The organism is Prevotella sp. P6B1 (genome assembly GCF_000702825.1).
GTDB lineage: Bacteria > Bacteroidota > Bacteroidia > Bacteroidales > Bacteroidaceae > Prevotella.
In genome coordinates, this window is the sequence record NZ_JNKF01000011.1 from 303,734 (window position 1) to 328,016 (window position 24,283).

Annotated in this window: 20 protein-coding genes and 6 tRNA genes; 23 read left to right on the plus strand and 3 right to left on the minus strand. The window is 46.4% G+C overall.

Annotation, left to right across the window (positions count from 1 at the left end; genetic code table 11):
* Positions 1–22 precede the first annotated feature (22 nt).
* The 21 genes from T495_RS0105385 (at position 23) to T495_RS0105485 (ending at position 19,295) form a co-directional block, all read left to right on the plus strand.
* Complete coding sequence (locus tag T495_RS0105385) at positions 23–466, plus strand: hypothetical protein (protein ID WP_028904593.1); 444 nt, start codon at positions 23–25, stop codon at positions 464–466.
* Positions 463–1,299, plus strand: coding sequence for a glycosyltransferase family 2 protein (locus T495_RS0105390; protein WP_033148080.1), 837 nt, complete (start codon positions 463–465; stop codon positions 1,297–1,299). The genes T495_RS0105385 and T495_RS0105390 overlap by 4 nt, the downstream gene beginning before the upstream one ends.
* A gap of 2 nt (positions 1,300–1,301) precedes the next feature.
* Positions 1,302–1,805: a GNAT family N-acetyltransferase gene (locus tag T495_RS0105395; protein ID WP_033147889.1), complete on the plus strand. Its 504-nt coding sequence runs from the start codon at positions 1,302–1,304 to the stop codon at positions 1,803–1,805.
* Between the two features lie 97 nt (positions 1,806–1,902).
* Positions 1,903–1,976: transfer RNA gene (locus tag T495_RS0105400), tRNA-Asp, on the plus strand.
* A 32-nt stretch (positions 1,977–2,008) separates the two neighbouring features.
* Positions 2,009–2,082 (plus strand) — tRNA-Asp (locus T495_RS0105405).
* Between the two features lie 150 nt (positions 2,083–2,232).
* A complete protein-coding gene (gene glmS, locus T495_RS0105410) occupies positions 2,233–4,077 on the plus strand; it encodes a glutamine--fructose-6-phosphate transaminase (isomerizing) (RefSeq protein WP_033147890.1) in 1,845 nt (614 codons plus the stop codon).
* Positions 4,078–4,153: 76 nt separating this feature from the next.
* Positions 4,154–5,227: a glutamine-hydrolyzing carbamoyl-phosphate synthase small subunit gene (gene carA / locus T495_RS0105415; protein WP_028904563.1), complete on the plus strand. Its 1,074-nt coding sequence runs from the start codon at positions 4,154–4,156 to the stop codon at positions 5,225–5,227.
* Entirely contained in the window at positions 5,224–8,451 is a 3,228-nt protein-coding gene (carB, locus tag T495_RS0105420) for a carbamoyl-phosphate synthase (glutamine-hydrolyzing) large subunit (RefSeq protein WP_033147891.1), read from the plus strand. Before carA ends, carB begins: the two co-directional genes overlap by 4 nt.
* Positions 8,452–8,573: 122 nt before the next feature.
* The gene (locus T495_RS0105425) at positions 8,574–9,716 is read left to right on the plus strand and encodes a hybrid sensor histidine kinase/response regulator (RefSeq protein ID WP_028904561.1); all 1,143 of its coding nucleotides are present in this window, start codon (positions 8,574–8,576) and stop codon (positions 9,714–9,716) included.
* Positions 9,717–10,838 (plus strand): carboxynorspermidine decarboxylase, encoded by a 1,122-nt coding sequence (nspC, locus tag T495_RS0105430; RefSeq protein ID WP_033147892.1) that lies wholly within the window; start codon positions 9,717–9,719, stop codon positions 10,836–10,838.
* Positions 10,839–10,971: 133 nt separating this feature from the next.
* A tRNA-Gly gene (locus T495_RS0105435) sits at positions 10,972–11,044 on the plus strand.
* Between the two features lie 51 nt (positions 11,045–11,095).
* Positions 11,096–11,177: transfer RNA gene (locus tag T495_RS0105440), tRNA-Leu, on the plus strand.
* 23 nt (positions 11,178–11,200) lie between these two features.
* Positions 11,201–11,287 (plus strand) — tRNA-Leu (locus T495_RS0105445).
* An 18-nt stretch (positions 11,288–11,305) separates the two neighbouring features.
* A tRNA-Gly gene (locus T495_RS0105450) sits at positions 11,306–11,378 on the plus strand.
* A gap of 51 nt (positions 11,379–11,429) precedes the next feature.
* Positions 11,430–11,972 carry a hypothetical protein gene (locus T495_RS0105455; protein WP_028904559.1) on the plus strand — a complete coding sequence of 181 codons (543 nt, stop codon included), beginning with the start codon at positions 11,430–11,432 and terminating at the stop codon, positions 11,970–11,972.
* Positions 11,973–11,996: 24 nt separating this feature from the next.
* Complete coding sequence (locus T495_RS0105460; protein ID WP_033147893.1) at positions 11,997–12,359, plus strand: single-stranded DNA-binding protein; 363 nt, start codon at positions 11,997–11,999, stop codon at positions 12,357–12,359.
* Positions 12,331–13,644, plus strand: coding sequence for a gliding motility-associated protein GldE (gene gldE, locus T495_RS0105465; RefSeq protein WP_051651867.1), 1,314 nt, complete (start codon positions 12,331–12,333; stop codon positions 13,642–13,644). The genes T495_RS0105460 and gldE overlap by 29 nt, the downstream gene beginning before the upstream one ends.
* Positions 13,645–13,660: 16 nt before the next feature.
* Positions 13,661–15,250 (plus strand): NAD(P)/FAD-dependent oxidoreductase, encoded by a 1,590-nt coding sequence (locus T495_RS0105470; RefSeq protein ID WP_033147894.1) that lies wholly within the window; start codon positions 13,661–13,663, stop codon positions 15,248–15,250.
* A gap of 97 nt (positions 15,251–15,347) precedes the next feature.
* Positions 15,348–15,968, plus strand: a complete 621-nt coding sequence (locus tag T495_RS0105475) for an AAA family ATPase (RefSeq protein ID WP_028904556.1) — start codon at positions 15,348–15,350, stop codon at positions 15,966–15,968.
* Positions 15,969–16,059: 91 nt separating this feature from the next.
* The gene (gene pheT / locus T495_RS0105480) at positions 16,060–18,522 is read left to right on the plus strand and encodes a phenylalanine--tRNA ligase subunit beta (protein ID WP_028904555.1); all 2,463 of its coding nucleotides are present in this window, start codon (positions 16,060–16,062) and stop codon (positions 18,520–18,522) included.
* A gap of 35 nt (positions 18,523–18,557) precedes the next feature.
* Positions 18,558–19,295, plus strand: coding sequence for a YebC/PmpR family DNA-binding transcriptional regulator (locus T495_RS0105485; RefSeq protein WP_013065643.1), 738 nt, complete (start codon positions 18,558–18,560; stop codon positions 19,293–19,295).
* Positions 19,296–19,334: 39 nt separating this feature from the next.
* Here the strand turns inward: T495_RS0105485 and T495_RS0105490 are convergent, their stop codons facing one another.
* Positions 19,335–19,718 (minus strand): hypothetical protein, encoded by a 384-nt coding sequence (locus T495_RS0105490; protein ID WP_033147895.1) that lies wholly within the window; start codon positions 19,716–19,718, stop codon positions 19,335–19,337.
* A 102-nt stretch (positions 19,719–19,820) separates the two neighbouring features.
* Here T495_RS0105490 and lepA point away from each other — a divergent pair, with 102 nt between their 5' ends.
* Complete coding sequence (gene lepA / locus T495_RS0105495; protein ID WP_033147896.1) at positions 19,821–21,602, plus strand: translation elongation factor 4; 1,782 nt, start codon at positions 19,821–19,823, stop codon at positions 21,600–21,602.
* Between the two features lie 16 nt (positions 21,603–21,618).
* Positions 21,619–22,218, plus strand: a complete 600-nt coding sequence (locus tag T495_RS0105500) for a Crp/Fnr family transcriptional regulator (protein WP_028903685.1) — start codon at positions 21,619–21,621, stop codon at positions 22,216–22,218.
* A gap of 6 nt (positions 22,219–22,224) precedes the next feature.
* On the opposite strand, the gene T495_RS0105505 is transcribed toward T495_RS0105500, so the two are convergent.
* Complete coding sequence (locus tag T495_RS0105505; RefSeq protein ID WP_033147897.1) at positions 22,225–23,661, minus strand: ATP-binding cassette domain-containing protein; 1,437 nt, start codon at positions 23,659–23,661, stop codon at positions 22,225–22,227.
* Positions 23,658–24,221 (minus strand): crossover junction endodeoxyribonuclease RuvC, encoded by a 564-nt coding sequence (gene ruvC / locus T495_RS0105510; RefSeq protein WP_033147898.1) that lies wholly within the window; start codon positions 24,219–24,221, stop codon positions 23,658–23,660. The genes T495_RS0105505 and ruvC overlap by 4 nt, the downstream gene beginning before the upstream one ends.
* Positions 24,222–24,283: the final 62 nt, after the last annotated feature.

The following is a 24,283-nucleotide window of genomic DNA, read 5'->3' on the forward strand; positions in this document are numbered from 1 at the left end:
CAATTAATCATAACTACTCAAAATGAAAGAAACAAAAAAAGAACTAATGGCTGTCTTCTGTGTGTTCGTAGCCTATGCGCTCGGCACCGTGGTTTTATTCGAGACAAACATTTTCGAATCTGGTTTCAGTACCGATGACAGCAATTTGGAATTCCTGATTACCGCCGTGATGGAGCTTGTTACTCTGGGAGGCGTGTTCCTGGGACTGCGTCTGTTTAAGTTCCAGAAGGTACACAACGATCTGGTTACCCGCAAGTACGATGCTCTGCGTAAGTGGGGAACCCTGCGCCTAGTGATCATCGGTCTGCCCATGATGGTGAATACTTATCTGTACTACATGTTTCTGAACACCACCTTCGGTTATATGGCTATCATCCAGCTGCTGTGTCTGCCGTTTATCTATCCGAGCATGAGCCGTTGTGAAGCCGAGGTTGAGGACGAGAACGAGGGTGAAAACGCCGCATGAAGCTCTCGGTTGTCATAGTCAGTTATAATGTGCGCCCATTCCTGACTGCCTGTCTGGATAGTGTGCAGCGTGCGCTCGAAGGTATCGAGAGCGAGGTCTTCGTGGTCGATAACTGTTCGACTGACGATACTGTTGAGGTGATCGCGCGCGAATACGCGTGGGTACATCTTATTATAAATAAGGAGAACCTGGGATTCTCGAAAGGCAATAACCTTGCTATCCGACAGTCGAAAGGCGAGTATGTGCTGTTGCTCAACCCAGACACTGTGGTGGCCGAGGAAACCTTGCGCGGGGTAGTGGCCTTTATGGATGAGCATCCCGTTGCGGGGGCTGCTGGCGTGCGTATGCACAACGAAGACGGTAGCGTGGCGCCCGAGAGTCGTCGCGCCATCCCGTCGCCGTTTGTTGCCGCCCGAAAAATGCTCGGTCTTACCAAGACTTACTATATGAGTTATCTGCCATGGGACCGACCCACGCAGATTGAGGTGGTTAGTGGCGCCTTCTTCCTGCTTCGTCGCAAGGCCATCGACCAGGTCGGACTGCTCGACGAGGACTTCTTTATGTATGGCGAGGATATCGACCTGTCGTATCGTCTGCTGAAAGGTGGCTGGCAGAACTGGTATCTGCCGTTCGACATTGTTCACTATAAGGGGCAGTCGACTGTAAAGTCGGATTTCCGCTATGTGCATGTGTTCTATCAAGCCATGCTGATCTTCTTCCGCAAGCATTACAGTCATTTGAGCTTCTTCTTTACTGTGCCTGTCAAGATGGCCATCTATTTCCGTGCTTCGTTGGCACTGATCGATATTATTCGTAAAAAACTGCAGTTATAAGGATGGAACAGATTACACTGAGAGCGATTGAGCCCGAAGACCTCGACTTGCTGTATCGCATCGAGAACGACGTGGAGTTGTGGAACGTGGGGAATAGTAATGTGCCATACTCGCGCTATCTGCTGCATGAGTATGTGGCCAATGCCAAAAATGACATCTATACCGACCGACAGGTACGTATGATGGTAGAGAATGAAGCGGGAGAAGTGGTTGGCGTGGCCGACCTGGTGAACTTTGATCCTGCCAACTGTCGCGCCGAAGTAGGACTGATTGTGCTCAATAAGTATCGTCATCAGGGGTATGGTACTGCTATTTTGGCCCGTTTGAACGATTATGCACTCCATGTTTTGCACCTGCATCAGCTTTATGCATATATAGATTTAGAGAATAAAGTATCATTGAGGCTCTTCGAGAAAGCCGGTTACAAGTTCGGCTCAAAAATCACAGATTGGCTCTTCGATGGCGCAAAATACCGCGATTCGGTGCTACTTCAGTACGTTTTTTAGAAAAAATGCGGTTTAATCGCAAAAAAAACGCCAAAAAGTTTTGGTAGTTCCAAAATTATCACTACCTTTGCACCCGCAAACAAGAAAAGCGTTCTTTGGTGCGTTAGTTCAGTAGGTTAGAATGCCTGCCTGTCACGCAGGAGGTCACGAGTTCGAATCTCGTACGCACCGCTAAGTTTTTTTTCATTCGTTCCATAGTAAATGGTGCGTTAGTTCAGTAGGTTAGAATGCCTGCCTGTCACGCAGGAGGTCACGAGTTCGAATCTCGTACGCACCGCAAGAATCCATCATGATGCGAATCATGGTGGATTTTTGTTTTATGTAACTTTTTCGAAAGTTTTTTTAGCAAAATGTTTGCCGATTCAGATTTTTATTGTAATTTTGCAGCCGAAAATACAATAAAGACGACAAAAAGACAAATTATAGTATGTGCGGAATCGTAGGATACATCGGGAATAAAGAAGCTTTCCCCATACTGATTAAAGGCTTGCGCCGATTGGAATATCGTGGTTACGATAGCGCTGGCGTAGCTCTTATCAATAGCGATGGTGACTTGAATGTTTACAAGTCGAAAGGTAAAGTCGACAATCTTTGTGAGTATTGCAATGACAAAAATACAACCGGAACTGTAGGTATTGCTCATACGCGTTGGGCTACTCATGGCGAACCATCTTCGCGTAATGCCCATCCACACTATTCTGAAAGTAAGAACCTGGCCATCATCCATAACGGTATTATTGAGAACTATGCCGAGCTGAAGGAGAAACTGCAGCAGAAAGGCGTACACTTCGTTTCGGATACCGATACTGAGGTGCTGGTACAGTTGATAGAATATATTAAGGAACATAAGAATCTCGACCTGCTTACTGCTGTTCAGATAGCGCTCTATCAGGTGATTGGTGCTTACGCCATCGCTGTACTCGATAAGCGTGATGCCGACCAGATTATCTGCGCTCGTAAACAGAGTCCGCTGGTAGTCGGTATCGGTGAGGATGAGTTCTTCCTCGGTTCGGATGCCAGTCCTATCGTGGAATATACAGATAAGGTAGTGTACCTGGAGGATGGAAACATCGCTGTGATTCGTCGTGGCGAGGACCTTCATGTGGTCAATGTACATGGTGAGGACCAGGAGTTGGCCGTGAAGACCGTTGATATCGATCTTGGACAGATAGAGAAGGGTGGTTATCCGCACTTCATGCTGAAGGAGATTTTTGAGCAGCCAGAGTGTCTGACTAACTGTATGCGTGGTCGTGTGAATGTAGAAGCAGACCATGTAACATTGTCGGCGCTTATCGACTATCGCCGTGAGTTGCTTAGCGCAAAGCGTGTGGTTATCGTGGCTTGCGGAACTTCATGGCATGCCGGACTGATCGGCAAACAGATTATTGAGACACTCTGTCGTATCCCCGTAGAAGTGGAGTACGCTTCAGAGTTCCGTTATCGTAATCCTGTAGTAGGTAAGGGTGATGTGGTGATAGCTATCTCTCAGAGTGGCGAGACTGCCGATACGTTGGCTGCTGTTCAGCTGGCCAAGGAAAAGGGTGCCTTTATCTATGGTATCTGTAACGCCATCGGTTCTTCTATTCCTCGTGCTACTGATACTGGTACTTACATCCATGTGGGTCCTGAGATCGGTGTGGCTTCTACCAAGGCATTCACTGGTCAGGTGACCGTGCTCACCATGATTGCACTGGCCATGGGTGAAGCAAAGGGAACCATCGATCGCAATGAGTATCTGAAGATAGTAAAGGGACTGAGCGAGATCCCGACGAAGATCCGCGAGGTGCTGCAGACTAACGAAAAGGTGGCCGATTTGGCACGCACCTTTACATACGCGCACAATTTCCTCTATTTAGGACGTGGCTTCTCTTACCCCGTTGCTCTTGAGGGTGCGCTGAAACTGAAGGAGATTTCTTACATCCACGCCGAAGGATATCCTGCGGCCGAGATGAAACACGGACCTATCGCACTGATTGACTCAGACATGCCTGTTGTTGTCATCGCTACCCACAATGCGATGTACGAGAAAGTGCTGTCTAATATTCAGGAGATTAAGGCGCGTCAGGGTAGGGTTATTGCGCTCGTTTCCAAGGGCGATGACACTATTTCCAAGATTGCCGATGAGGTGATTGAGTTGCCCGACGTGATTGAGTGTCTGGAACCGTTGGTTGCCACGATTCCTCTGCAGTTGTTGGCTTATCACGTTGCTGTTTGTAAAGGCAAAAACGTTGACCAGCCCCGAAACTTAGCAAAGTCGGTGACCGTTGAATGATTTATAAGGCGATTCGTTTTTTAACGTTTCGCCTTTTTTCTGAAATTAGAGCAAAAAGATATATTAAACGTAGAATATGAGAGATGTAACACTGGTCCTTTCGGACGGAACAAAATTTCACGGCAAGAGCTTCGGTAGCGAGCAGCCTGTAGCTGGTGAGGTGGTATTCAACACGGCGATGATGGGTTACCCTGAGTCGCTGACCGATCCCAGCTATGCCGGACAGTTGATGACCCTGACTTTCCCCTTGGTAGGAAACTATGGTGTGCCCCCATTCAGCGTCGAAGCTAATGGCTTGGCTACCTTCATGGAGAGCGATAAGATTTATGCATCGGCCATCATTGTGAGCGACTATAGTCAGGCTTATTCTCACTGGAATGCCAATGAGAGCCTGGGCGACTGGCTGAAGCGCGAGGGCGTGCCCGGCATTACAGGTATTGATACACGTGAGCTTACCAAAGTACTGCGTGAGCATGGTGTAATGATGGGACAGATACTTTTCGACGACGAGCCCGATAACATTCCTACAGCAGAGTATGAGGGTATTAACTGGGTTGACAAGGTATCGTGCAAAGATGTTATCCGCTACAATGAAGGTGCTGGTCGCAAGGTGGTGCTCGTGGATTGTGGTGTGAAGAATAACATCATCCGCTGCCTCATCAATCGCGGTGTCGAGGTGATCCGCGTACCTTGGAATTATGACTATACCAACATGGAATTCGACGGACTTTTCCTGGCTAACGGCCCTGGTGATCCTGATATGTGTGTAGACGCTGTAGAGATCCTGAGAAAGCAGATGTCGGCTTCGCGTAAGCCTATCTGTGGTATCTGTATGGGTAACCAGTTGCTGGCCAAGGCCGGTGGTGCCACTATTTACAAACTGAAGTACGGACACCGTTCGCACAACCAGCCTGTTCGCGAAGTGGGTACCAACCGTTGCTATGTTACCTCTCAGAATCATGGATATGCTGTTGACGCCTCTACACTGGGCAATGACTGGCGCGAGCTTTTCGTCAATATGAACGATGGCTCTAACGAGGGTATTCGTCACCTGTCGCTGCCTTGGTTCTCAAGCCAGTTCCACCCAGAGGCCTGCTCAGGTCCTGTTGATACAGAATTTATGTTTGACCGTTTTATTGAGACATTATGAAAGATAACAATATAAAGAAAGTGCTGCTGTTGGGTAGCGGCGCATTGAAGATCGGCGAGGCCGGAGAGTTTGACTATAGTGGTTCGCAAGCTCTGAAAGCGCTGCGTGAAGAGGGCGTGAAGACGGTGCTCATCAACCCTAATATCGCCACAGTGCAGACATCGGAAGGTGTGGCTGACGAGATCTATTTCCTGCCTGTTCAGCCCTATTTCGTAGAGCGTGTCATCGAGAAGGAGCGTCCTGACGGCATCTTGCTGGCATTCGGTGGCCAGACGGCTTTGAACTGCGGCGTGGAACTCTATCAGAGTGGCGTGCTGGAGAAATACGGCGTGAAGGTGCTGGGTACACCGGTGCAGGCCATCATGGATACTGAGGACCGTGATCTGTTTGTTAAGAAGCTCGACGAGATTGGTGTGAAGACCATCAAGAGCGAGGCTTGCTCGGATATCGAGAGTGCTCGTAAGGCCGCCAAGTCGCTGGGCTATCCTGTGATTCTGCGTGCGGCTTACGCTCTCGGCGGACTGGGATCGGGTTTCTGCGACAACGAGGAAGAACTCGATAAGTTGGCCGAGAAAGCCTTTGCCTTCTCGCCTCAGGTACTGGTAGAGAAGTCGCTGAAAGGTTGGAAAGAGATAGAGTATGAGGTGGTACGCGATAAGTATGACAACTGTATCACCGTATGTAATATGGAGAACTTCGACCCTCTGGGCATTCATACCGGCGAGTCGATTGTGATTGCGCCTTCACAGACGCTTACTAACTCTGAATATCACAAACTCCGCGCACTGGCCATTAAGATTATCCGTCATATCGGTATCGTTGGTGAGTGTAATGTGCAGTACGCTTTCGACCCACAGTCGGAAGACTATCGTGTGATCGAGGTGAATGCCCGTTTGAGCCGTTCATCGGCATTGGCATCAAAGGCCACCGGTTATCCCTTGGCTTTCGTTGCTGCCAAGCTGGGTATGGGCTATGGCTTGTTTGAGCTGAAGAACTCGGTAACCAAGACTACCAGCGCCTTCTTTGAGCCTGCACTCGACTATGTGGTATGTAAGATTCCACGCTGGGACCTCTCGAAGTTCCACGGTGTTGATAAGGAGCTCGGTTCATCAATGAAGTCAGTTGGTGAGGTGATGGCCATAGGTCGTAACTTTGAGGAGGCTATCCAGAAAGGCTTGCGTATGATTGGTCAGGGCATGCACGGCTTTGTGGAGAACAAGGAGCTGAAGATTGCTGATATCGATGCTGCGCTGCGTGAGCCAACAGATAAGCGTATCTTCGTCATCTCGAAGGCCATGCATGATAAGCTTTACGACATCGACCGCATTCATGAGTTGACCAAGATTGATAAGTGGTTCCTGCAGAAGCTGAAGCACATTATTGATATTGACGAGAAGTTGAAGAAACAGAATATCAATACCCTTGAGAAAGACCTGTTGCGCGAGGCGAAGGTATACGGCTTTACCGATTTCCAGATTGCCCGTGCTATCGGATTGGAGGGCGAGACTCGTAATATGCACGAGGCACTGCTGCTGGTTCGTAACCGTCGTAAGCAGTTCGGTATCCTGCCTGTAGTCAAGCAGATTGACACCTTGGCTGCCGAGTATCCTGCACAGACCAACTATCTGTACGTGACTTACAGTGGCGTTGCCAGTGATATCCAGTTCGAGGCCGACAAGAAGAGTATCATCGTGCTGGGCTCTGGTGCCTATCGTATCGGTTCTTCGGTAGAGTTCGACTGGTGTGGCGTTCAGGCATTGAATACCATCCGCAAGGAAGGTTGGCGCTCAGTTATGATCAACTATAACCCTGAGACAGTGTCGACAGACTATGATATGTGTGATCGTCTGTACTTCGACGAGCTCACTTTTGAGCGTGTGCTTGACATTATCGACATGGAGCAGCCTTACGGTGTGATTGTTTCGACAGGTGGACAGATTCCTAACAATCTGGCTGTATATCTCGACGAACAGCACGTAAACATCCTTGGTACTCAGGCAGTTGATATTGATGGTGCAGAGGATCGTGCTAAGTTCTCACAGATGCTCAATGAGATAGGCGTAAACCAGCCTGAATGGAGCGCGCTTACCTCAATGGAGGATATTGACCGCTTTGTGGACCGTGTAGGATTCCCTGTACTGGTGCGTCCCTCGTATGTGCTCTCGGGTGCTGCTATGAATGTCTGCTCGAACAAGGAAGAACTTGAGAAGTTCCTGCAGTTGGCAGCCAATGTGTCGGAAGATCATCCTGTGGTTGTTTCAAAGTTCATTGAGAATGCCAAGGAAATTGAAATGGATGCTGTAGCTAAGGATGGTGAAATTCTGGCATATGCCATCAGTGAGCATATCGAGTTCGCCGGCGTGCATTCTGGAGATGCCACCATCCAGTTCCCCCCACAGAAACTGTATGTAGAGACCGTTCGTCGTATCAAGCGTATCTCTCGTCAGATTGCCAAGGCATTGCATATCAATGGTCCGTTCAATATCCAGTTCATGGCGCGTGAGAACGATATCCTTGTGATTGAGTGTAACCTGCGCTCATCGCGTAGCTTCCCATTCGTGAGCAAGGTGCTGAAGATGAACTTTATCGACCTGGCTACGAAGGTGATGCTGGGGCTGCCTGTAGAGAAGCCTGCCAAGAACCTCTTCGATCTCGACTATGTAGGTATCAAGGCTTCGCAGTTCAGCTTCAACCGTCTGCAGAAGGCCGACCCTGTGCTTGGTGTTGATATGGCATCGACTGGTGAAGTTGGTTGTATTGGCGATAATACCGACACTGCACTGCTCAAGGCCATGCTTAGTGTGGGGCACCGTATCCCCAAGAAGACGGTGCTGCTTTCTACGGGTTCGGCTAAGCAGAAGGCAGAGATGCTCGACGCTGCCCGTCAGCTGGTCGACAATGGCTATGAACTCTATGCTACAGGCGGTACTTCTAAGTATCTGACCGACAACGGTGTACAGAATACCATGGTGTATTGGCCCTCAGAGGATGCACAGCCACAGGCCCTCGATCTGCTCCACGAGCACAAGATTGATATGGTAGTCAATATTCCAAAGGACTTGACCAGCCATGAGTTGACCAACGGTTATAAGATTCGCCGTGCGGCCATCGACCTCAATGTGCCTCTGATTACCAATTCACGTTTGGCTAGTGCGTTCATTCACGCATTCTGTACCATAAAATTAAATGAAATTGGTATCAAATCGTGGGCTGAATATCGCTAAGATAAGAGGGTAAAAGCCCTTTTATGACCCTAAAATGCAAAAAAATGGTGTAATAATTTGGTAGTTTCAAATTATTGCACTATTTTTGCAAAGTCATTGTATTAAATAATTGACTCTATAGAATGGATGTAGCAGATACTCTTGAATCTAAAATAAACCGCAGTGAGTATAAAATACTCATTGTTGACGATGTAGTAAGTAATGTCCTTTTGTTGAAGATATTGCTTACCAATGAGAAATTCCAAGTATGTACCGCTAACAACGGCACCACTTGTATTGAGCAGGCAAGAAGTCAGAAACCTGATTTGATTCTGCTCGATGTCATGATGCCTGACATTAGTGGGTTCGATGCTGCCATCATTCTGAAGAAGGACGAAGCTACTAAGGATATCCCCATCATCTTCCTAACTGCACTCAATACACCGCAGGATTTGGTACGTGGATTTCAGGTTGGTGCCAGTGACTTCCTGACCAAGCCTTTTAATAAGGAGGAGTTGGTGATGCGTGTGATGCAGCAGATTTCATTGGTGGCTGCCAAGCGTATCATTGAACAGCAGAATACCGATTTGCGTGCTACACTCGCCAATCGCGATAAGATGTACTCAGTTATTGCCCACGATCTTCGTTCACCCATGGCCAGCATCCGTATGGTGCTCAATCTGGTGGTTGCATCAACATCGCCTGAGACTGTAGGCCCTGAACTGTATGAGTTGTTGGATAAGGCAAATCGGGAATCTGAGGATGTACACGATCTGCTTGACAACTTGTTGAAGTGGACCAAGAGTCAGACTGGGCGTCTGAATGTGGTTATTCAGGATCTCGATCTGAACGATATTATTCCTGGTGTTGTTGAAATCTTCGAGATGATTGCGCAGACCAAGCAGATTAAGTTGAACCTGTTGCCGTCGAGCGATAGCCTTATTGTTACTGCCGACAACGACATGCTGAAGACGGTAATGCGTAATTTCCTGTCGAATGCTATCAAGTTCTCGCCAGAGAATTCGACCATCGATATCAAGATGAATTCTGATGGAGATTTTGCAAGAATCAGCGTCACCGACCATGGTGTTGGTATAGCTGCCGATCGTATCGGTTCTATTTTTAAGAAAGGTGATACTACCTACGGAACCGGCGGTGAGGAAGGCTCTGGACTCGGCTTGCAGTTGTGTCAGGACTTCGCTAGAAAGAACGGAGGAGATTGTTATGTAGAGTCCATCGAGGGACAAGGTAGTACTTTTAGCTTTACAGTTCCATTAAAGAAATAAATGAATACACCTATTTATATTATAGAAGAAACAAAGCTTCGCCGTAACCTCAGTCTGATTGCTGAAGTTGCGGCGAAAGCCGATATTGAAGTGATACTTGCTTTCAAAGCTTTTGCCCTTTGGAAGACGTTCCCAATTTTCCGTGAGTATATCCACAGCACTACCGCCAGTTCACTGTCGGAGGCCCGTTTGGCGTTCGAGGAGTTCAAGGCGCCTGCCCATACATACTCACCTGCCTATACAGAAGAGGAATTTCCTGAGATTGTGAAGTGTTCATCCTACATTACCTTTAACTCGCTGTCGCAGTATGAGCGTTTTCACCAGCAGGCCCAGTCAGTATCATTAGGACTGCGTGTTAATCCAGAATATTCGGAGGTTGGTACCTTATTATATAATCCATGCGCACCAGGTACGCGTTTTGGTATTACTGCAGATAAACTGCCCGAGCAGTTGCCTGCCGATATTGAAGGTTTTCACTGCCATTGTCATTGCGAGAGTGGGGCAGATGTGTTCCAGCGTACTCTTGTACATATCGAGGAGAAATTTGCTAAATGGTTCCCTCAGCTCAAATGGATTAATTTTGGTGGTGGCCATCTCATGACCCGTAAAGATTACGATGTGGAACTGCTTATCCAGTTGATGCGCGACTTCAAGAGTCGCTATCCTTGGCTTCAGGTAATCCTTGAACCTGGTAGTGCGTTTGCCTGGCAAACTGGTCCGCTTGTATCGCATGTAGTTGACCTTGTGGAGGACAAAGGAATCAAAACAGCCATTCTTGACGTCAGCTTCACATGTCATATGCCTGACTGTTTGGAGATGCCTTATATGCCTGAAGTACGTGGCGCAGAGATTGTGGATATTGAAAAAGCTACCGAACCGATGACATATCGTTTGGGCGGTAATAGTTGTTTGAGTGGTGATTTTATGGGTTCGTGGACTTTCGACCATGAATTAAAAATGGGGGAGGAAGTGATTTTCGAGGATATGATTCACTACACAACCGTGAAAACTTGCACTTTTAACGGAATTTCACATCCTGCTATAGGGATGCTTCATGCAGATAGTCATTTGGAGATTTTGCGCCGTTTTGGGTACGAAGACTACCGAAATCGCATGGATTAGGCCTATTTTTGTCAAGATTTCGATAAAATCGCACTTTTTTGAAAAAAAAACGCCTGAAAAGTTTGTTAGTTCCGAAAAAAGCATTACCTTTGCACCCGCAATCAAGAGAGATGCCTCTGATAAAGAGAATAACGCGGAAATAGCTCAGTTGGTAGAGCACAACCTTGCCAAGGTTGGGGTCGCGGGTCCGAGTCCCGTTTTCCGCTCACTTGTTGAACAAAAAAGAGTCATTAAGGAATGGCCTTAATGGTAAAAATGCCCAGGTGGCGGAATTGGTAGACGCGCACGTTTCAGGTGCGTGTGCCGCAAGGCGTGCAGGTTCGAGTCCTGTTCTGGGCACTCTTTTTTATTCAGCGTATGTTGGAGAGGTGGCGGAATTGGTAGACGCGCTACTTTGAGGGGGTAGTGTCAATTGCGACGTGGGAGTTCGAGTCTCCTCCTCTTCACCATTTATAATTGACTTTTTTGCGGAAATAGCTCAGTTGGTAGAGCACAACCTTGCCAAGGTTGGGGTCGCGGGTCCGAGTCCCGTTTTCCGCTCTCTTAATAAGGAAAACAACGACAACAACATCTTTACTTTAACAACCAAATATGAATTTATATATTAGATATTTTGATAAGGAGACACTCGTTAAGACTGTTGACGAGGCTATCGATTTTTTAGCATCAATCAATGAGATTGATATGAATCCTCTGTTAGAGGCCGATATCCGCGAATATGCACAGAGCGACGTGTTCTATCCTAAAAGATATAAAGTTCACCCCAGGGTTTATTTCATTATAATTAAGACTGATGCCGAGACCATGCAGGACTTTAAGGACAAGAAAGCCGTACATCCTACTGAGGCCAACGCTCATGCTGCCAAGCAAACACCAGCGCTGGTTCGTTTACAGGAAGTCAACGAAGGCTGGTATGAGGGTATTGTGGACTTCAAACGTGTACTGATGGTACCAGGTACAGGTAAATTCGAGTATCGTGACACACAATTTGTTGCACGTGTAAAAGCCTTCTCAGGTATGGAGTGTTACGAACGTATTATTGATTATCTGCGTGATCGTGTAGATTCTCGTAGTCAATTTCCGTCGCCTAAGGGGAAGAATTTTAAATTCCGTTTCTTAGGAAAAACTAAATAAGTTGCAACTAAAATCACTACAATTATGAATAAGGTTATGCTTATTGGCAATGTAGGCCAGGATCCTGAAGTTCGTTATGTTGATCAGGGTGTAGCTGTGGCGCGTGTTCGCTTGGCAACCACAGAACGTGGTTATACCCTCCAGAATGGTACCCAGGTTCCCGATCATACAGATTGGCATAACGTTATTCTGTGGCGCCGTTTAGCCGAGATTGTTGAGAAATACGTACATAAGGGCGATAAATTGTATATTGAAGGTCGTATCCGTTACACTACGTACGATGACAAACAGGGTCAGCGTCGTTATGCAACCGAGATATGGGCTGACAACATGGAATTGCTCTCACCAAAATCAGACAATGGACTATCTTCAACAAATCCTGAATGAAGTTACTGTCACAGCTCCAAGTCTTGGGGCTGTGATAGCGATTATTATAGCAGCATTGCTGCTTTTGTTTTCCGGTTTCGCATCCGGTTCAGAAATAGCCTTTTTCTCTTTGTCACCTCATGATATCAATGAACTCGATGAGGAGAGGGGTGATGCCGACAAGTACATACTCCAACTCCGCGAGGATTCTGAACGCACTTTGGCTACAATCCTGATTACCAATAATCTGGTAAATGTCACCATTATTATGCTCTGCAATTACTTTTTTGCACATGTCATCGATTTTGGTGCTGCTTATTGGTTGCAGTTCGTTGTTATCACTGTTCTGCTGACCTTCTTGTTGTTGCTATTTGGTGAAATTATGCCGAAGGTCTATGCTGGTCAACGTGCTCTGTTGTTCTGCCGTCGGGTAGCTGGCAGTATCATGGTGCTTCGTAAATTGTTTTATCCACTTTCTTCGGTGTTGATCCGCTCTGGTATCATTGCCGAGAAGGTTGTACAGAAGGAAAATCATGCCCTTAGTGTTGACGACTTGGAACAAGCTCTTGAACTTACTGACGAGAATGAGCTCAAAGAAGAGAAGAATATGCTTGAGGGTATAGTTCGTTTTGGTGATGAGACAGCCAAGGAGGTAATGACGAGCCGTCAGGATGTTATCGATCTCGATTTTCGTCTGTCCTTCCCAGAGGTGCTCAAGTGTATTGTTGAGAATAATTATTCGCGTATCCCAGTCTACCAAGACACTATAGATAATATTCGTGGTATACTGTATATCAAGGACTTACTACCTCATCTTTCCAAGCCTTCGTCATTTCGTTGGCAATCGCTTATTCGGCCGCCTTACTTCGTTCCGGAGACTAAGAAAATTGACGATTTGTTGCGTGATTTTCAAGAAAATAAGGTTCATATCGCTATTGTTGTCGATGAGTTTGGCGGCACCAGTGGTATTATTACCCTCGAGGATATCCTTGAGGAGATTGTGGGCGAGATTAATGATGAGTACGATGAAGAGGAGAAATTCTACACCCGTATCAACGCCAACACCTATGTGTTTGAAGGCAAAACCCTGTTGAGTGATTTCTACAAGATTCTTGATCTTGACGACGAGACATTTGAAGCAGTGGAGGGTGATGCTGACTCGCTGGCTGGTTTGCTGTTAGAAATCAAAGGTGACTTCCCCGAGCTTCACGAACGTCTCGATTATGAAAACTTTACATTCGAGGTTACTGAACTCGATGGTCATCGTATCTCTAAAATCAAGGTCGTTATCCACGATCCTTCCTAATTAAATACAAGAAACAATGATTAATGAATATCAGATAAGAGTCAGACCGGAAGTGGCAGCGCAGCAGGATAGGTTAGTAAGCTATCTGAGCGATGAATATGGTATCAGTCCCAATAGTATCAACGGGATTAGGATACTTAAACGTAGTATTGATGCGCGACAACGACAGATTTTTGTTAACCTGAAGGTTCGTGTTTATGTCAACGAGTTGCCGAAGGATGATGAATATGTTCACACTGAATATCCAAACGTTGAAGACCGTCCGCAGGTGATTGTGGTAGGTGCGGGGCCTGGTGGTTTGTTTGCAGCCTTGCGCCTGATAGAATTAGGACTTCGCCCCATTGTACTGGAACGTGGTAAGAATGTTCATGACCGAAAGAAAGATTTGGCCAATATCAGTCGTACACAACTGGTAGATAGTGAGAGTAACTATTGTTTTGGTGAGGGTGGAGCTGGAGCTTATAGTGATGGGAAGTTATATACGCGTTCAAAAAAGCGTGGTAATACGGATAAGATTCTTAATGTGTTTTGTCAGCATGGGGCTTCGACAGCTATTTTGGCTGATGCGCATCCGCATATTGGTACCGACCGTTTGCCAAAGGTGATAGAGGCTATGCGTAATACAATCATCAGGTGTGGTGGCGAAGTGCATTTTCAGACTAAAATGACACGACTGGTGATGGATGATGGTGGTAAAGTGATAGGTGTTGAAGCTATCAGTCAGCATCCAGGTCCTGATACACAACAGCAATATGATGGTCCGGTAATTCTAGCAACAGGTCACTCGGCTCGAGATGTTTATCGCTATCTGGCTGATGCAAAGATTGAGATTGAGGCGAAAGGAATAGCTGTTGGTGTGCGATTGGAGCATCCGAGTCAGCTGATAGACCAGATACAATACCATAGCAAGCAGGGACGTGGTCAATGGTTGCCCGCTGCGGAATATGCAATGGTTACGCAGGTTGATGGTCGTGGCGTATATTCGTTCTGTATGTGTCCTGGTGGTTTTGTAATTCCTGCAGCTACCGATAAGGAACAGATTGTGGTGAATGGTATGAGTCCGGCAAGTCGTGGTACAGCATGGAGTAATAGCGGCATGGTGGTCGAGGTACGTCCCGAGGATATTGAGGGTGATGACTGTCTGGCTATGATGCGATTCCAGGAACAATTGGAGAAGACGTGCTGGCAACAAGGAAATATGAAACAGACGGCACCTGCACAGCGTATGGCAGACTTTGTGAATGGTAAGTTGAGCTATGATTTGCCTAAGTCTTCGTATGCGCCAGGATTGATTTCGAGCCCGTTGCATTTTTGGTTGCCACCAATGATTGGCAAGCGTTTACAACAGGGCTTTAAGACCTTCGGTAAAAACGCACATGGTTTTCTGACTAACGAGGCGGTAATGATTGCGGTAGAAACGCGTACGTCGAGTCCAGTGCGTATTGTTCGTGATCGAGAAACGTTGCAGCATGTTCGTATTCAAGGGCTTTTCCCCTGTGGTGAGGGTGCTGGCTATGCAGGCGGCATTGTGTCGGCAGGTGTTGACGGAGAACGATGTGCGGATGCAGTAGCGCAATACCTTGGATACGCGAAAATGAAAGACTGAAAAAATGAAAAAATAAAGGAAAAGGTTTGGTAATTCCAAATCTTTTTTTTATTTTTGCAACATCAAAGAGAATCTATTAACTAAAACTTGGAACGATATGAATAGGGAGGAGAAATTTGTAATTACAATCAGTCGTCAGTTCGGTACAGGCGGACATGAGATTGGTGCGGAAATTGCCCGAAGACTGAATGTAAAACTGCTGGATAAGCAGATTTTGAATGAGGTGGCTAAGCGCAACCAAGTAGTAGAAGAAGCCATGGAAAAGATTGAAACACGTAATCCGCTTTGGCGGGATGATTTTACCGATTTCTATCGTAACTACATGGCGAAAGCGGAATACGATGGTGCAGAGCAGGATCAAACCAGTCACGAGTTGTTTGACGCCCAGTGTGCTGCCATTAAACAGATAGCCTCGAAAGAGAGTTGTGTGATTGTGGGGCGATGCGGATTCCATATTTTCGAGAATCATCCCAATTGTCTGAAACTGTTTATTCACTCGAGCGAGGACTGCCGTAAGCGTCGAATTGCTCAAAAGTACGGTCTCGATGTGAGAGATGCGGCTGCGATGGTAGTGGACAATGACTATAGTCGTGAGCTGTACACGAAGACATTTACAGGCAAGGATTGGACCGATGCACGTAACTATGATATCTCGCTTGACGTACGAAAATTCGGCATAAACGGTGCCGTTGACTTCTTAATGAAGTGTATTGAATAGATTTTGCAGGAAAAATTTGTGTATATACCAATTTTTTGCTACCTTTGCATCCTGAAATTTCGAAGATAGTAATTACTAAAGAATTGGTATAATGAATATTTCCTACAAATGGTTGAAGGAATACGTGGATTTCGACCTGACTGCACAGCAGGTTGCTGATGCTTTGACATCAACAGGTCTGGAAGTCGACGCATTAGAAGAAGTACAGAGTATTAAAGGCGGTCTGAAGGGACTTTATGTAGGTAAGGTGCTTACCTGTGAGGCCCATCCAAATTCAGATCACTTACATGTGACAACGGTTGATCTGGGTAAGGGAGAACCATCGCAGATTGTATGTGGTGCACCTAATGTTGCCGCAGGTCAGAAAGTAATCGTGGCAGATTTGGGCTGCGTGCTCTACGATGGTGATCAGGAGTTTGTTATTAAGAAAAGCAAGTTGCGTGGTGTGGAGTCAAATGGAATGATCTGCGCTGAAGATGAGATTGGTATTGGCACCGACCACGCTGGTATTATCGTGTTGCCTGAAGATGCTGTGGTAGGTACGCCTGCTGCAGAATACTACCACCTTGAGAGTGATTGGCTGATTGAGGTAGATATCACTGCCAACCGTGCTGATGGTTTGAGCCACTGGGGAGTTGCGCGCGATCTTTATGCCTGGTTGAAGAGTAATGGCTATGAGACTAAGATGCATCGTCCTGATTGTTCGAAGTTCGTGGTTGATAATCACGACCTGCCTATTGAGGTGAAGATTGAGAATACTGAGGCTTGTAAGCGCTATGCTTGTGTGAGTGTGAAGGATTGCGAAGTCAAGGAGAGTCCTGAGTGGTTAAAGAATAAGTTGAATACCATCGGACTACGTCCCATCAACAATATCGTTGACATTACCAATTATGTGATGATGGCCTATGGGCAGCCCTTACATACCTTTGATGCTGACATGGTAAAGGGGCATCAGATAGTAGTAAAGACTATGCCCGAGGGCACTCCATTCCAGACTTTGGACGGCGAGGAGCACAAGCTGAGCGACCGCGATCTGGCTATCTGCAATGCCGAGGACCCCATGTGTATTGCCGGCGTTTTCGGTGGTAAGGGTAGCGGTACTTACGAGACTACCAAGAATGTGGTGCTTGAGAGTGCCTATTTCCACCCAACATGGATACGTAAGAGCGCACGCCGCCACGGACTTAGCACAGATGCTAGCTTCCGTTTTGAGCGTGGTGTTGATCCCAATGGCACCATCTATGCCCTGCAGCAGGCCGCTATCCTGTGCAAGGAACTGGCTGGCGGTAAGGTGAGCATGGAAATTGTGGACGTGTATCCCGAGAAGATGGAGAATGCCGTAGTAGATCTCTCATATCAGTATGTTCACGGATTGGTTGGTAAGGAGATTCCAACCGATAAGATCAAGGCCATCTGCGAGAGCCTGGAGATGAAGGTGCTCGAGGAGACTGCTGAGGGCCTGAAGCTGGAGATTCCTGCTTACCGTGTGGACGTTACCCGTCCTTGCGATGTAGTAGAGGATATCCTGCGCATCTACGGATATAATAATGTAGAGATTCCAACCCAGCTGAAGGGTAGCCTGGTAATTAAGGGCGACGAAGACCAGAAGCACAAGCTGGCTAACATTGTAAGCGAGCAGCTTGTAGGCGAGGGCTTTAACGAGATTCTGAACAACTCGCTCACCAAGGGTGCTTACTACGAAGGGCATAATGCCTACGCTGCCGAGAACTGCGTAAAGATTATGAACCCACTGAGTACCGATCTGAATGTGATGCGCCAGACATTGCTGTTTGGTGGTTTGGAGAGCGTACAGCACAATGTGAACCGCAAGCGCGGAAACCTGCGATTCTTTGAGTTCGGTAACGTATATACTTTCGATCCCGAGAAGGCTAACCTCGACGATCCTATGCAGGCTTACAAGGAACAGTATCATGCTGCCCTGTGGCTCACAGGTAAGCGTGTTGAGGGCAGTTGGGCTCATGCTAACGAGGAGAGCAGCTTCTACGAGCTGAGCGCCTACGTTGAGAATATTTTGCGTCGTATCGGTGTTAAGCCCGGTATGATTGTTCGTAAGAAGAGCGAGAACGACATCTTCTCGGCCGGTCTTACTATCGAGAACCGTGGAGGTAAGAAACTCATCGAGATGGGGATTATTACCAAGAAGCTGCTGAAGCTGTTCGGACTGGATGCACCTGTATTCTATGCAGAATTGAACTGGACTGCGTTGATGAAGGTAATTAAGAAGAACGAGGTGCTTTATACCGAGGTACCAAAGTTCCCGGCCGTTAGTCGCGACCTGGCTCTGTTGGTTGACAAGAGTGTAGAGTTTGCTCAGATTGAGCAGATTGCTCGCCAGACCGAGAAGAAGTTGCTGAAGAAGGTTGAACTGTTTGACGTTTATGAGGGTGACAAGCTTCCTGCAGATAAGAAGAGCTACGCCGTGAACTTTATCCTCCAGGACGAGGAGAAAACCATGGGTGACAAGCAGATTGAGGCCATCATGAACAAGCTTATAGCGCAACTCAAAAAGCAGCTGAATGCGGAACTGAGATAAATGGTAAAATGTAAATAGTAAAATAGTAAATTAATATGGGAAGAGCATTTGAATATCGTAAAGCTACAAAGCTGAAGCGATGGGGCCATATGGCCAAGACATTTACAAAGATTGGTAAGCAGATTGCTATCGCCGTAAAGGCAGGCGGTCCAGAGCCCGAGAACAATCCCGCACTGCGTGCTATCATTGCTAACGCAAAGCGCGAGAATATGCCAAAGGATAACATCGAGCGTGCTATCAAGAATGCTATGGGTAAGGACCAGAGCGATTACAAGGAAGTGACTTATGAAGGATACGGACCTCATGGAATCGCAATCTTTGTTGAGACCCTTACCGATAACACAACACGTACTGTGGGTGATGTTCGTTCGGTATTCAACAAATTCAATGGTAATCTGGGAACTCAGGGATCTCTGAGCTTCTTGTTCGATCACAAGTCTGTGTTCACTTTCAAGAAGAAGGATGGACTGGATATGGACGAAATGATTCTCGACCTGATTGACTACGGTGTAGAGGATGAGTATGATGAGGACGAGGAAGAGAACAGCATTACCATCTATGCAGATCCTTCAAGCTTTAGTGCTGTGCAGAAGCATTTGGAGGAGAATGGATTCGAGGTAACAGGTGCTGAGTTCACCCGTATTCCTAACGATCTGAAAGACGTGACTGCCGAGCAGCGCGAGACCATCGATAAGATGGTTGAGAAACTCGAGGACTTCGATGACGTTCAGACCGTTTACACAAACATGAAACCTGAGGAGGTTGCAGAATAAGAAAAGAAAGTCCCTCGCCATGTGGTGAGGGACTTTTCTTTAATAATCTTTATCAGTGAATACTACATCCAGAAGAATTTTCTTCGGGTCCTTTTCGGAGTGGTAGGTATAGGCGAAGCGGAACTTCGCATCCTTATATGCCTTGACGGCCGTGCTATTCTTGAGTGACTGCTTCAATGTATTTACGGCTTCGTCCTTGTTCAGATTGGCATCATCTGCTACACCGGTCAATCTGTAATAGTAGTGTACAGTACGTGTATCACGCTCAAATGTTAGACTATCGATGATGGTGGTCTCGTCCATTGCTGTGGGACAATGCTTGCGTGTGTAATCCTTGGCGTCGCGCTCTGCACGATCCTCGAGTGACTCCTGACAGGCTGTCAATAATATGGCGAAAAATGCCAATATCCAATACTTTTTCATAATGAATGCTTTTTTTTGGCTGCAAAGATACAAAAAAAAGCAAAAATATGCGATTTCTGAGACTTTTTTTATACCTTTGCACTTTAAAGCATAGAATCTACAATGAATCATATAAGAAATTTCTGCATTATAGCCCATATTGATCACGGGAAATCTACTCTGGCCGACAGACTGTTAGAGTACACTAAGACAATTCAGGTGACTGAGGGGCAGATGCTCGATGATATGGATCTGGAGCGTGAACGTGGAATCACCATTAAGAGTCATGCCATCCAGATGGAATATACTTATCAGGGAGAGAAATATATCCTGAACCTGATTGATACCCCAGGACACGTTGACTTCTCATACGAAGTGTCTCGTTCTATTGCTGCTTGTGAGGGTGCGTTATTGGTTGTTGATGCTACTCAGGGTGTGCAGGCTCAGACGATTTCTAACCTCTATATGGCTATTGATCATAATCTAGAGATTATCCCTGTCATTAATAAGATTGATATGCCCAGCGCTATGCCCGATGAGGTGGAGGATGAGATTATCGATCTGATTGGATGTGATCGCGAGGATATTATCCGCGCTTCAGGTAAAACCGGTGAGGGCGTTGAGGAGATATTGAATGCTGTGGTAGAGCGTATCCCACACCCTGTGGGTGATGAGAAGGCACCACTTCAGGCGCTCATTTTCGACTCTGTTTTCAATTCCTTCCGTGGTATTATTGCGTACTTTAAAATTGTAAACGGCTCGATTAAAAGTGGCGACCATGTGAAGTTCTTTAATACAGGTATGGAGTATGACGCAGATGAGATTGGTGTGCTGAAGATGGATATGATACCCCGCAAAGAACTGAAGACAGGCGATGTGGGATATATTATCAGTGGTATCAAAAACTCGAAGGAGGTTAAGGTCGGCGATACCATTACCCATGTGTCTTTACCTTGTGATAAAGCTATTGAGGGCTTCCAAGAGGTTAAGCCCATGGTGTTTGCCGGTGTTTATCCTATTGATCCTGCTGACTACGAGAACCTGCGTGCCTCACTTGAAAAACTACAATTGAATGATGCATCGCTCACATTCATGCCCGAAAGCTCAGTAGCGCTTGGATTTGGTTTCCGTTGCGGTTTCCTTGGATTGCTCCATATGGAGATTATCCAGGAACGATTGGACCGAGAGTTTGATATGGATGTAATTACCACTGTGCCAAACGTTAGCTATATGTGCTATACCAAGCAAGGTGAGGTTAAAGAGGTGCACAATCCTTCAGGCCTTCCGGATTTGACTCTGATCGATCATATCGAGGAGCCCTATATCCGTGCTTCTATTATTACTGCTGCCGATTTTATCGGCCCCATCATGACACTCTGTCTTGATAAGCGTGGTGAGTTGCTCGACCAGCAGTATGTCAGTGGAAACCGTATCGAATTACATTTTATGTTGCCGTTGGGTGAGATTGTGATCGACTTCTACGATAAGCTTAAATCTGTATCGAAGGGATATGCGTCATTCGATTACCATATCGATGGCTTCCGTCCCTCGAAGCTCGCAAAGCTGGATATCCTGCTTAATGGCGAACCCGTGGATGCACTATCAACGCTGACGCACCAAGACAATGCAGTGACTTTTGGTCGTCGTATGTGTGAAAAACTGAAGGAGCTGATTCCGCGTCAGCAGTTTGACATAGCTATCCAGGCTGCTATTGGTGCTAAAATCATAGCCCGTGAGACTGTGAAGCAGGTACGTAAGGATGTGACTGCCAAATGTTATGGTGGTGACGTGAGTCGTAAGCGTAAGTTGTTGGAGAAACAGAAGCGTGGCAAGAAGAGAATGAAGCAGATCGGTAATGTGGAAGTGCCGCAGAAGGCTTTCCTCGCAGTATTGAAATTGGACTAAAAACAAACGATAATCTATGGCAAATGTTAGCTTGACAACAAGAGATGTGGCACGTGAATTAGCCCGTCGATACAGTACAATGACGCATGATGAGCTCGACTTGCTCGAGAGCATTCTTGTTCCAATGAAATTCGCCAAGAACGAGTTCGTTCTGAAAGAAGGCGAGGTATGTACTAACATTTATTGGGTGGTACGCGGATTGGTGCGTCAGTATTACTTCAAAAACGATAAGGAGTTGACCGAATATATGGCGACAGAGAACAACATCGTGATGTGTATCGAAAGTTTGTTCCGTGAGCAGCCTTCACAGTTGCAGATAAAGGCGCTCGAGCCTACTATTCTTATTGCCCTGCCCAAGGCAGAACTGGAGGCTGTGGCTATGAAAAGCGTGAATATCCAGATACTGTACCGTAAGATTCTTGAGGAGAGCCTGATTCTTTCACAGCACCATGCTGACATGTTGCGCTTTGAGAGTGCGCAGGACCGGTACCAGAAATTGGTAAAGAATCAGCCGCAATTGGTACTTCGAGCTCCCTTGGTTTATATCGCCAGCTACCTGCAGATGACCCCTGAGACACTCTCAAGAGTACGTACTGCAGCGCTGATGGAGAAATAAAAACGATTAATTCTTTTTCAGATAGAGTGAGTTATCGATACAATTCGGTAACTCATTTTCATAATGGGTTACGTAAATTAGCGTACGGTCTGGATTTTCGTACATATAACGGTCAACGATTGATTTGACCAAATTGCGGTTGCACAGATCAAGCCCATGAAGAGGCTCATCAAGAATCAGTAGGTCGGGACTCTTGACAAAAGCGCGCGCCAAGAGGACCAGACGTTGTTCTCCGCTCGAGATCTCGAGAAATTTGCGATCGGCCAAGTGTTTTATGCCGAATAAATTCATCCATTCGATACATATCTGCTTCTCAACCTCAGTAGGCTTGAAATATAGTCCTACAGTGTCTTTCAGACCGCTGGCCACAATCTGGATTGCTGGGATATTCTGCTTATAGCTACGATGCATTTCTGGTGATACATAACCAATATGCTTCTTGATATCCCATATGCTTTCGCCTGAGCCACGCTTATGACCAAACAGTGAGATATCACATGCATAGCTCTGTGGATTGTCGGCACAAACCAGAGAGAGAAGGGTAGACTTGCCGGAGCCATTCTGACCTGATAGTGACCAATGTTCACCCTTGAGGACCACCCAGTTAAGATCTTTCAGAATGGTTCGTTCACCATAGCGAATAGTGACATGGTTGAACTTGATAATTTCCTGTGGGAGTGGGGGAATGACATCCTTGCAGATATCCTCGATAGCCAGAGGACAGCGTTCGATAGGAAATTCGGTCTTTACCTTGATATCGGATACAAAGCGTAGCTCATTTAGTTTGATGACACGGGTAACAAACTCGGGAATCTCGTTCATCTTAGATAGCACTAAAATTATTTGCATATCCTGTTCCTTAGACAACTGAAGAAGTAATTCATTGACTTGGTCACGAGTTTCAGCATCAAGTCCAATAAAGGGGTTCTCGATGATGAGTACGCGAGGTCTGGTAAACAGGCTTGCTGCGAGTTTGAATTTGCGCAGTTCGCCACTGCTCAGCAGGATGATATATTTATCAAGCAGTTCATCGAGATGGAAAAGTTTATAAATATGCTGTTGGAAAGCACGGCGTTCAGGGGTGTCTTCGCCTGATAACAGGAAGGCTTCTTCAAGTTTATTGCCAACGGTTGGTGTATCCTCGTCAATTTCCGTTTGGTTCCATCGTTGTTGTAGAAAGTATGTCCGGTCGTTGTCACCACCGTATGTATCACGAAATGTGATGTGTTTGATGTTGTTATAGGGTTCGTCGAAAGCATAACTTATCATATCCGGAAATACGGGATGGCGGCCGGTGATCATATCGATTAGCATACTTTTTCCGCCGCCATTACGGCCAACAATAGCTACATGTTCTCCTTCGTCAAGCCAAAAGTCAACAGGTTCTGCCAAACTCCATTCTGGCTTGCGTGCTATAGCATTCTTTAATTCGATGATCCTCATATTTTTCTTTTAGATACTTTCTCTTGATTTTTATTAATAAAGTCTTTCCAACCACGATACTTCACAGGACTTTCTGGACGCCCCATCTGTAGAAAGTGGCAGTAGGCTGCTGCCAAGGCGTCGGTAGCATCCATATACTTGCCCATCTCCTCTGAAGGTATTTTCAGAAGTCTCTGAAGCATTCCTGCTACCTGTTCTTTTGAGGCCATTCCATTGCCCGTTAGTGCCATCTTAATTTTCATCGGGGCATATTCATGAATGGGGACTCCATGATGGACGGCGGCTGCTATGGCAGTTCCTTGAGCGCGACCTAACTTCAGCATAGATTGGACATTCTTGCCGAAAAAGGGGGCTTCGATAGCCATCTCGTCGGGCAGGAAACCATCAATGATACTGGTTACGCGCTCGAAGATATGACCTAATTTCAAATAGGCATCTGGAAATTTCCGCAGATCGATAACTCCCATCGTCATCATTTGCGCTTTCCCGTCGATGACCTTCAGCAGTCCGTAACCCATCAAATTCGTTCCAGGATCAATGCCAAGTATTATTTTTTCCATTTCGGCTGCAAATTTACTAATAATATAGCAAAATTCCAAAAATATTAGTAATTTTGCACACG

Bases quoted from the DNA above. Each gene is read 5' to 3' on its own strand.
- T495_RS0105385 (WP_028904593.1), top strand. From the start codon at position 23: ATGAAAGAAACAAAAAAAGAACTAATGGCTGTCTTCTGTGTGTTCGTA.
- T495_RS0105390 (WP_033148080.1), top strand. From the start codon at position 463: ATGAAGCTCTCGGTTGTCATAGTCAGTTATAATGTGCGCCCATTCCTG.
- T495_RS0105395 (WP_033147889.1), top strand. From the start codon at position 1,302: ATGGAACAGATTACACTGAGAGCGATTGAGCCCGAAGACCTCGACTTG.
- glmS (WP_033147890.1), top strand. From the start codon at position 2,233: ATGTGCGGAATCGTAGGATACATCGGGAATAAAGAAGCTTTCCCCATA.
- carA (WP_028904563.1), top strand. From the start codon at position 4,154: ATGAGAGATGTAACACTGGTCCTTTCGGACGGAACAAAATTTCACGGC.
- carB (WP_033147891.1), top strand. From the start codon at position 5,224: ATGAAAGATAACAATATAAAGAAAGTGCTGCTGTTGGGTAGCGGCGCA.
- T495_RS0105425 (WP_028904561.1), top strand. From the start codon at position 8,574: ATGGATGTAGCAGATACTCTTGAATCTAAAATAAACCGCAGTGAGTAT.
- nspC (WP_033147892.1), top strand. From the start codon at position 9,717: ATGAATACACCTATTTATATTATAGAAGAAACAAAGCTTCGCCGTAAC.
- T495_RS0105455 (WP_028904559.1), top strand. From the start codon at position 11,430: ATGAATTTATATATTAGATATTTTGATAAGGAGACACTCGTTAAGACT.
- T495_RS0105460 (WP_033147893.1), top strand. From the start codon at position 11,997: ATGAATAAGGTTATGCTTATTGGCAATGTAGGCCAGGATCCTGAAGTT.
- gldE (WP_051651867.1), top strand. From the start codon at position 12,331: ATGGACTATCTTCAACAAATCCTGAATGAAGTTACTGTCACAGCTCCA.
- T495_RS0105470 (WP_033147894.1), top strand. From the start codon at position 13,661: ATGATTAATGAATATCAGATAAGAGTCAGACCGGAAGTGGCAGCGCAG.
- T495_RS0105475 (WP_028904556.1), top strand. From the start codon at position 15,348: ATGAATAGGGAGGAGAAATTTGTAATTACAATCAGTCGTCAGTTCGGT.
- pheT (WP_028904555.1), top strand. From the start codon at position 16,060: ATGAATATTTCCTACAAATGGTTGAAGGAATACGTGGATTTCGACCTG.
- T495_RS0105485 (WP_013065643.1), top strand. From the start codon at position 18,558: ATGGGAAGAGCATTTGAATATCGTAAAGCTACAAAGCTGAAGCGATGG.
- T495_RS0105490 (WP_033147895.1), bottom strand. From the start codon at position 19,718: ATGAAAAAGTATTGGATATTGGCATTTTTCGCCATATTATTGACAGCC.
- lepA (WP_033147896.1), top strand. From the start codon at position 19,821: ATGAATCATATAAGAAATTTCTGCATTATAGCCCATATTGATCACGGG.
- T495_RS0105500 (WP_028903685.1), top strand. From the start codon at position 21,619: ATGGCAAATGTTAGCTTGACAACAAGAGATGTGGCACGTGAATTAGCC.
- T495_RS0105505 (WP_033147897.1), bottom strand. From the start codon at position 23,661: ATGAGGATCATCGAATTAAAGAATGCTATAGCACGCAAGCCAGAATGG.
- ruvC (WP_033147898.1), bottom strand. From the start codon at position 24,221: ATGGAAAAAATAATACTTGGCATTGATCCTGGAACGAATTTGATGGGT.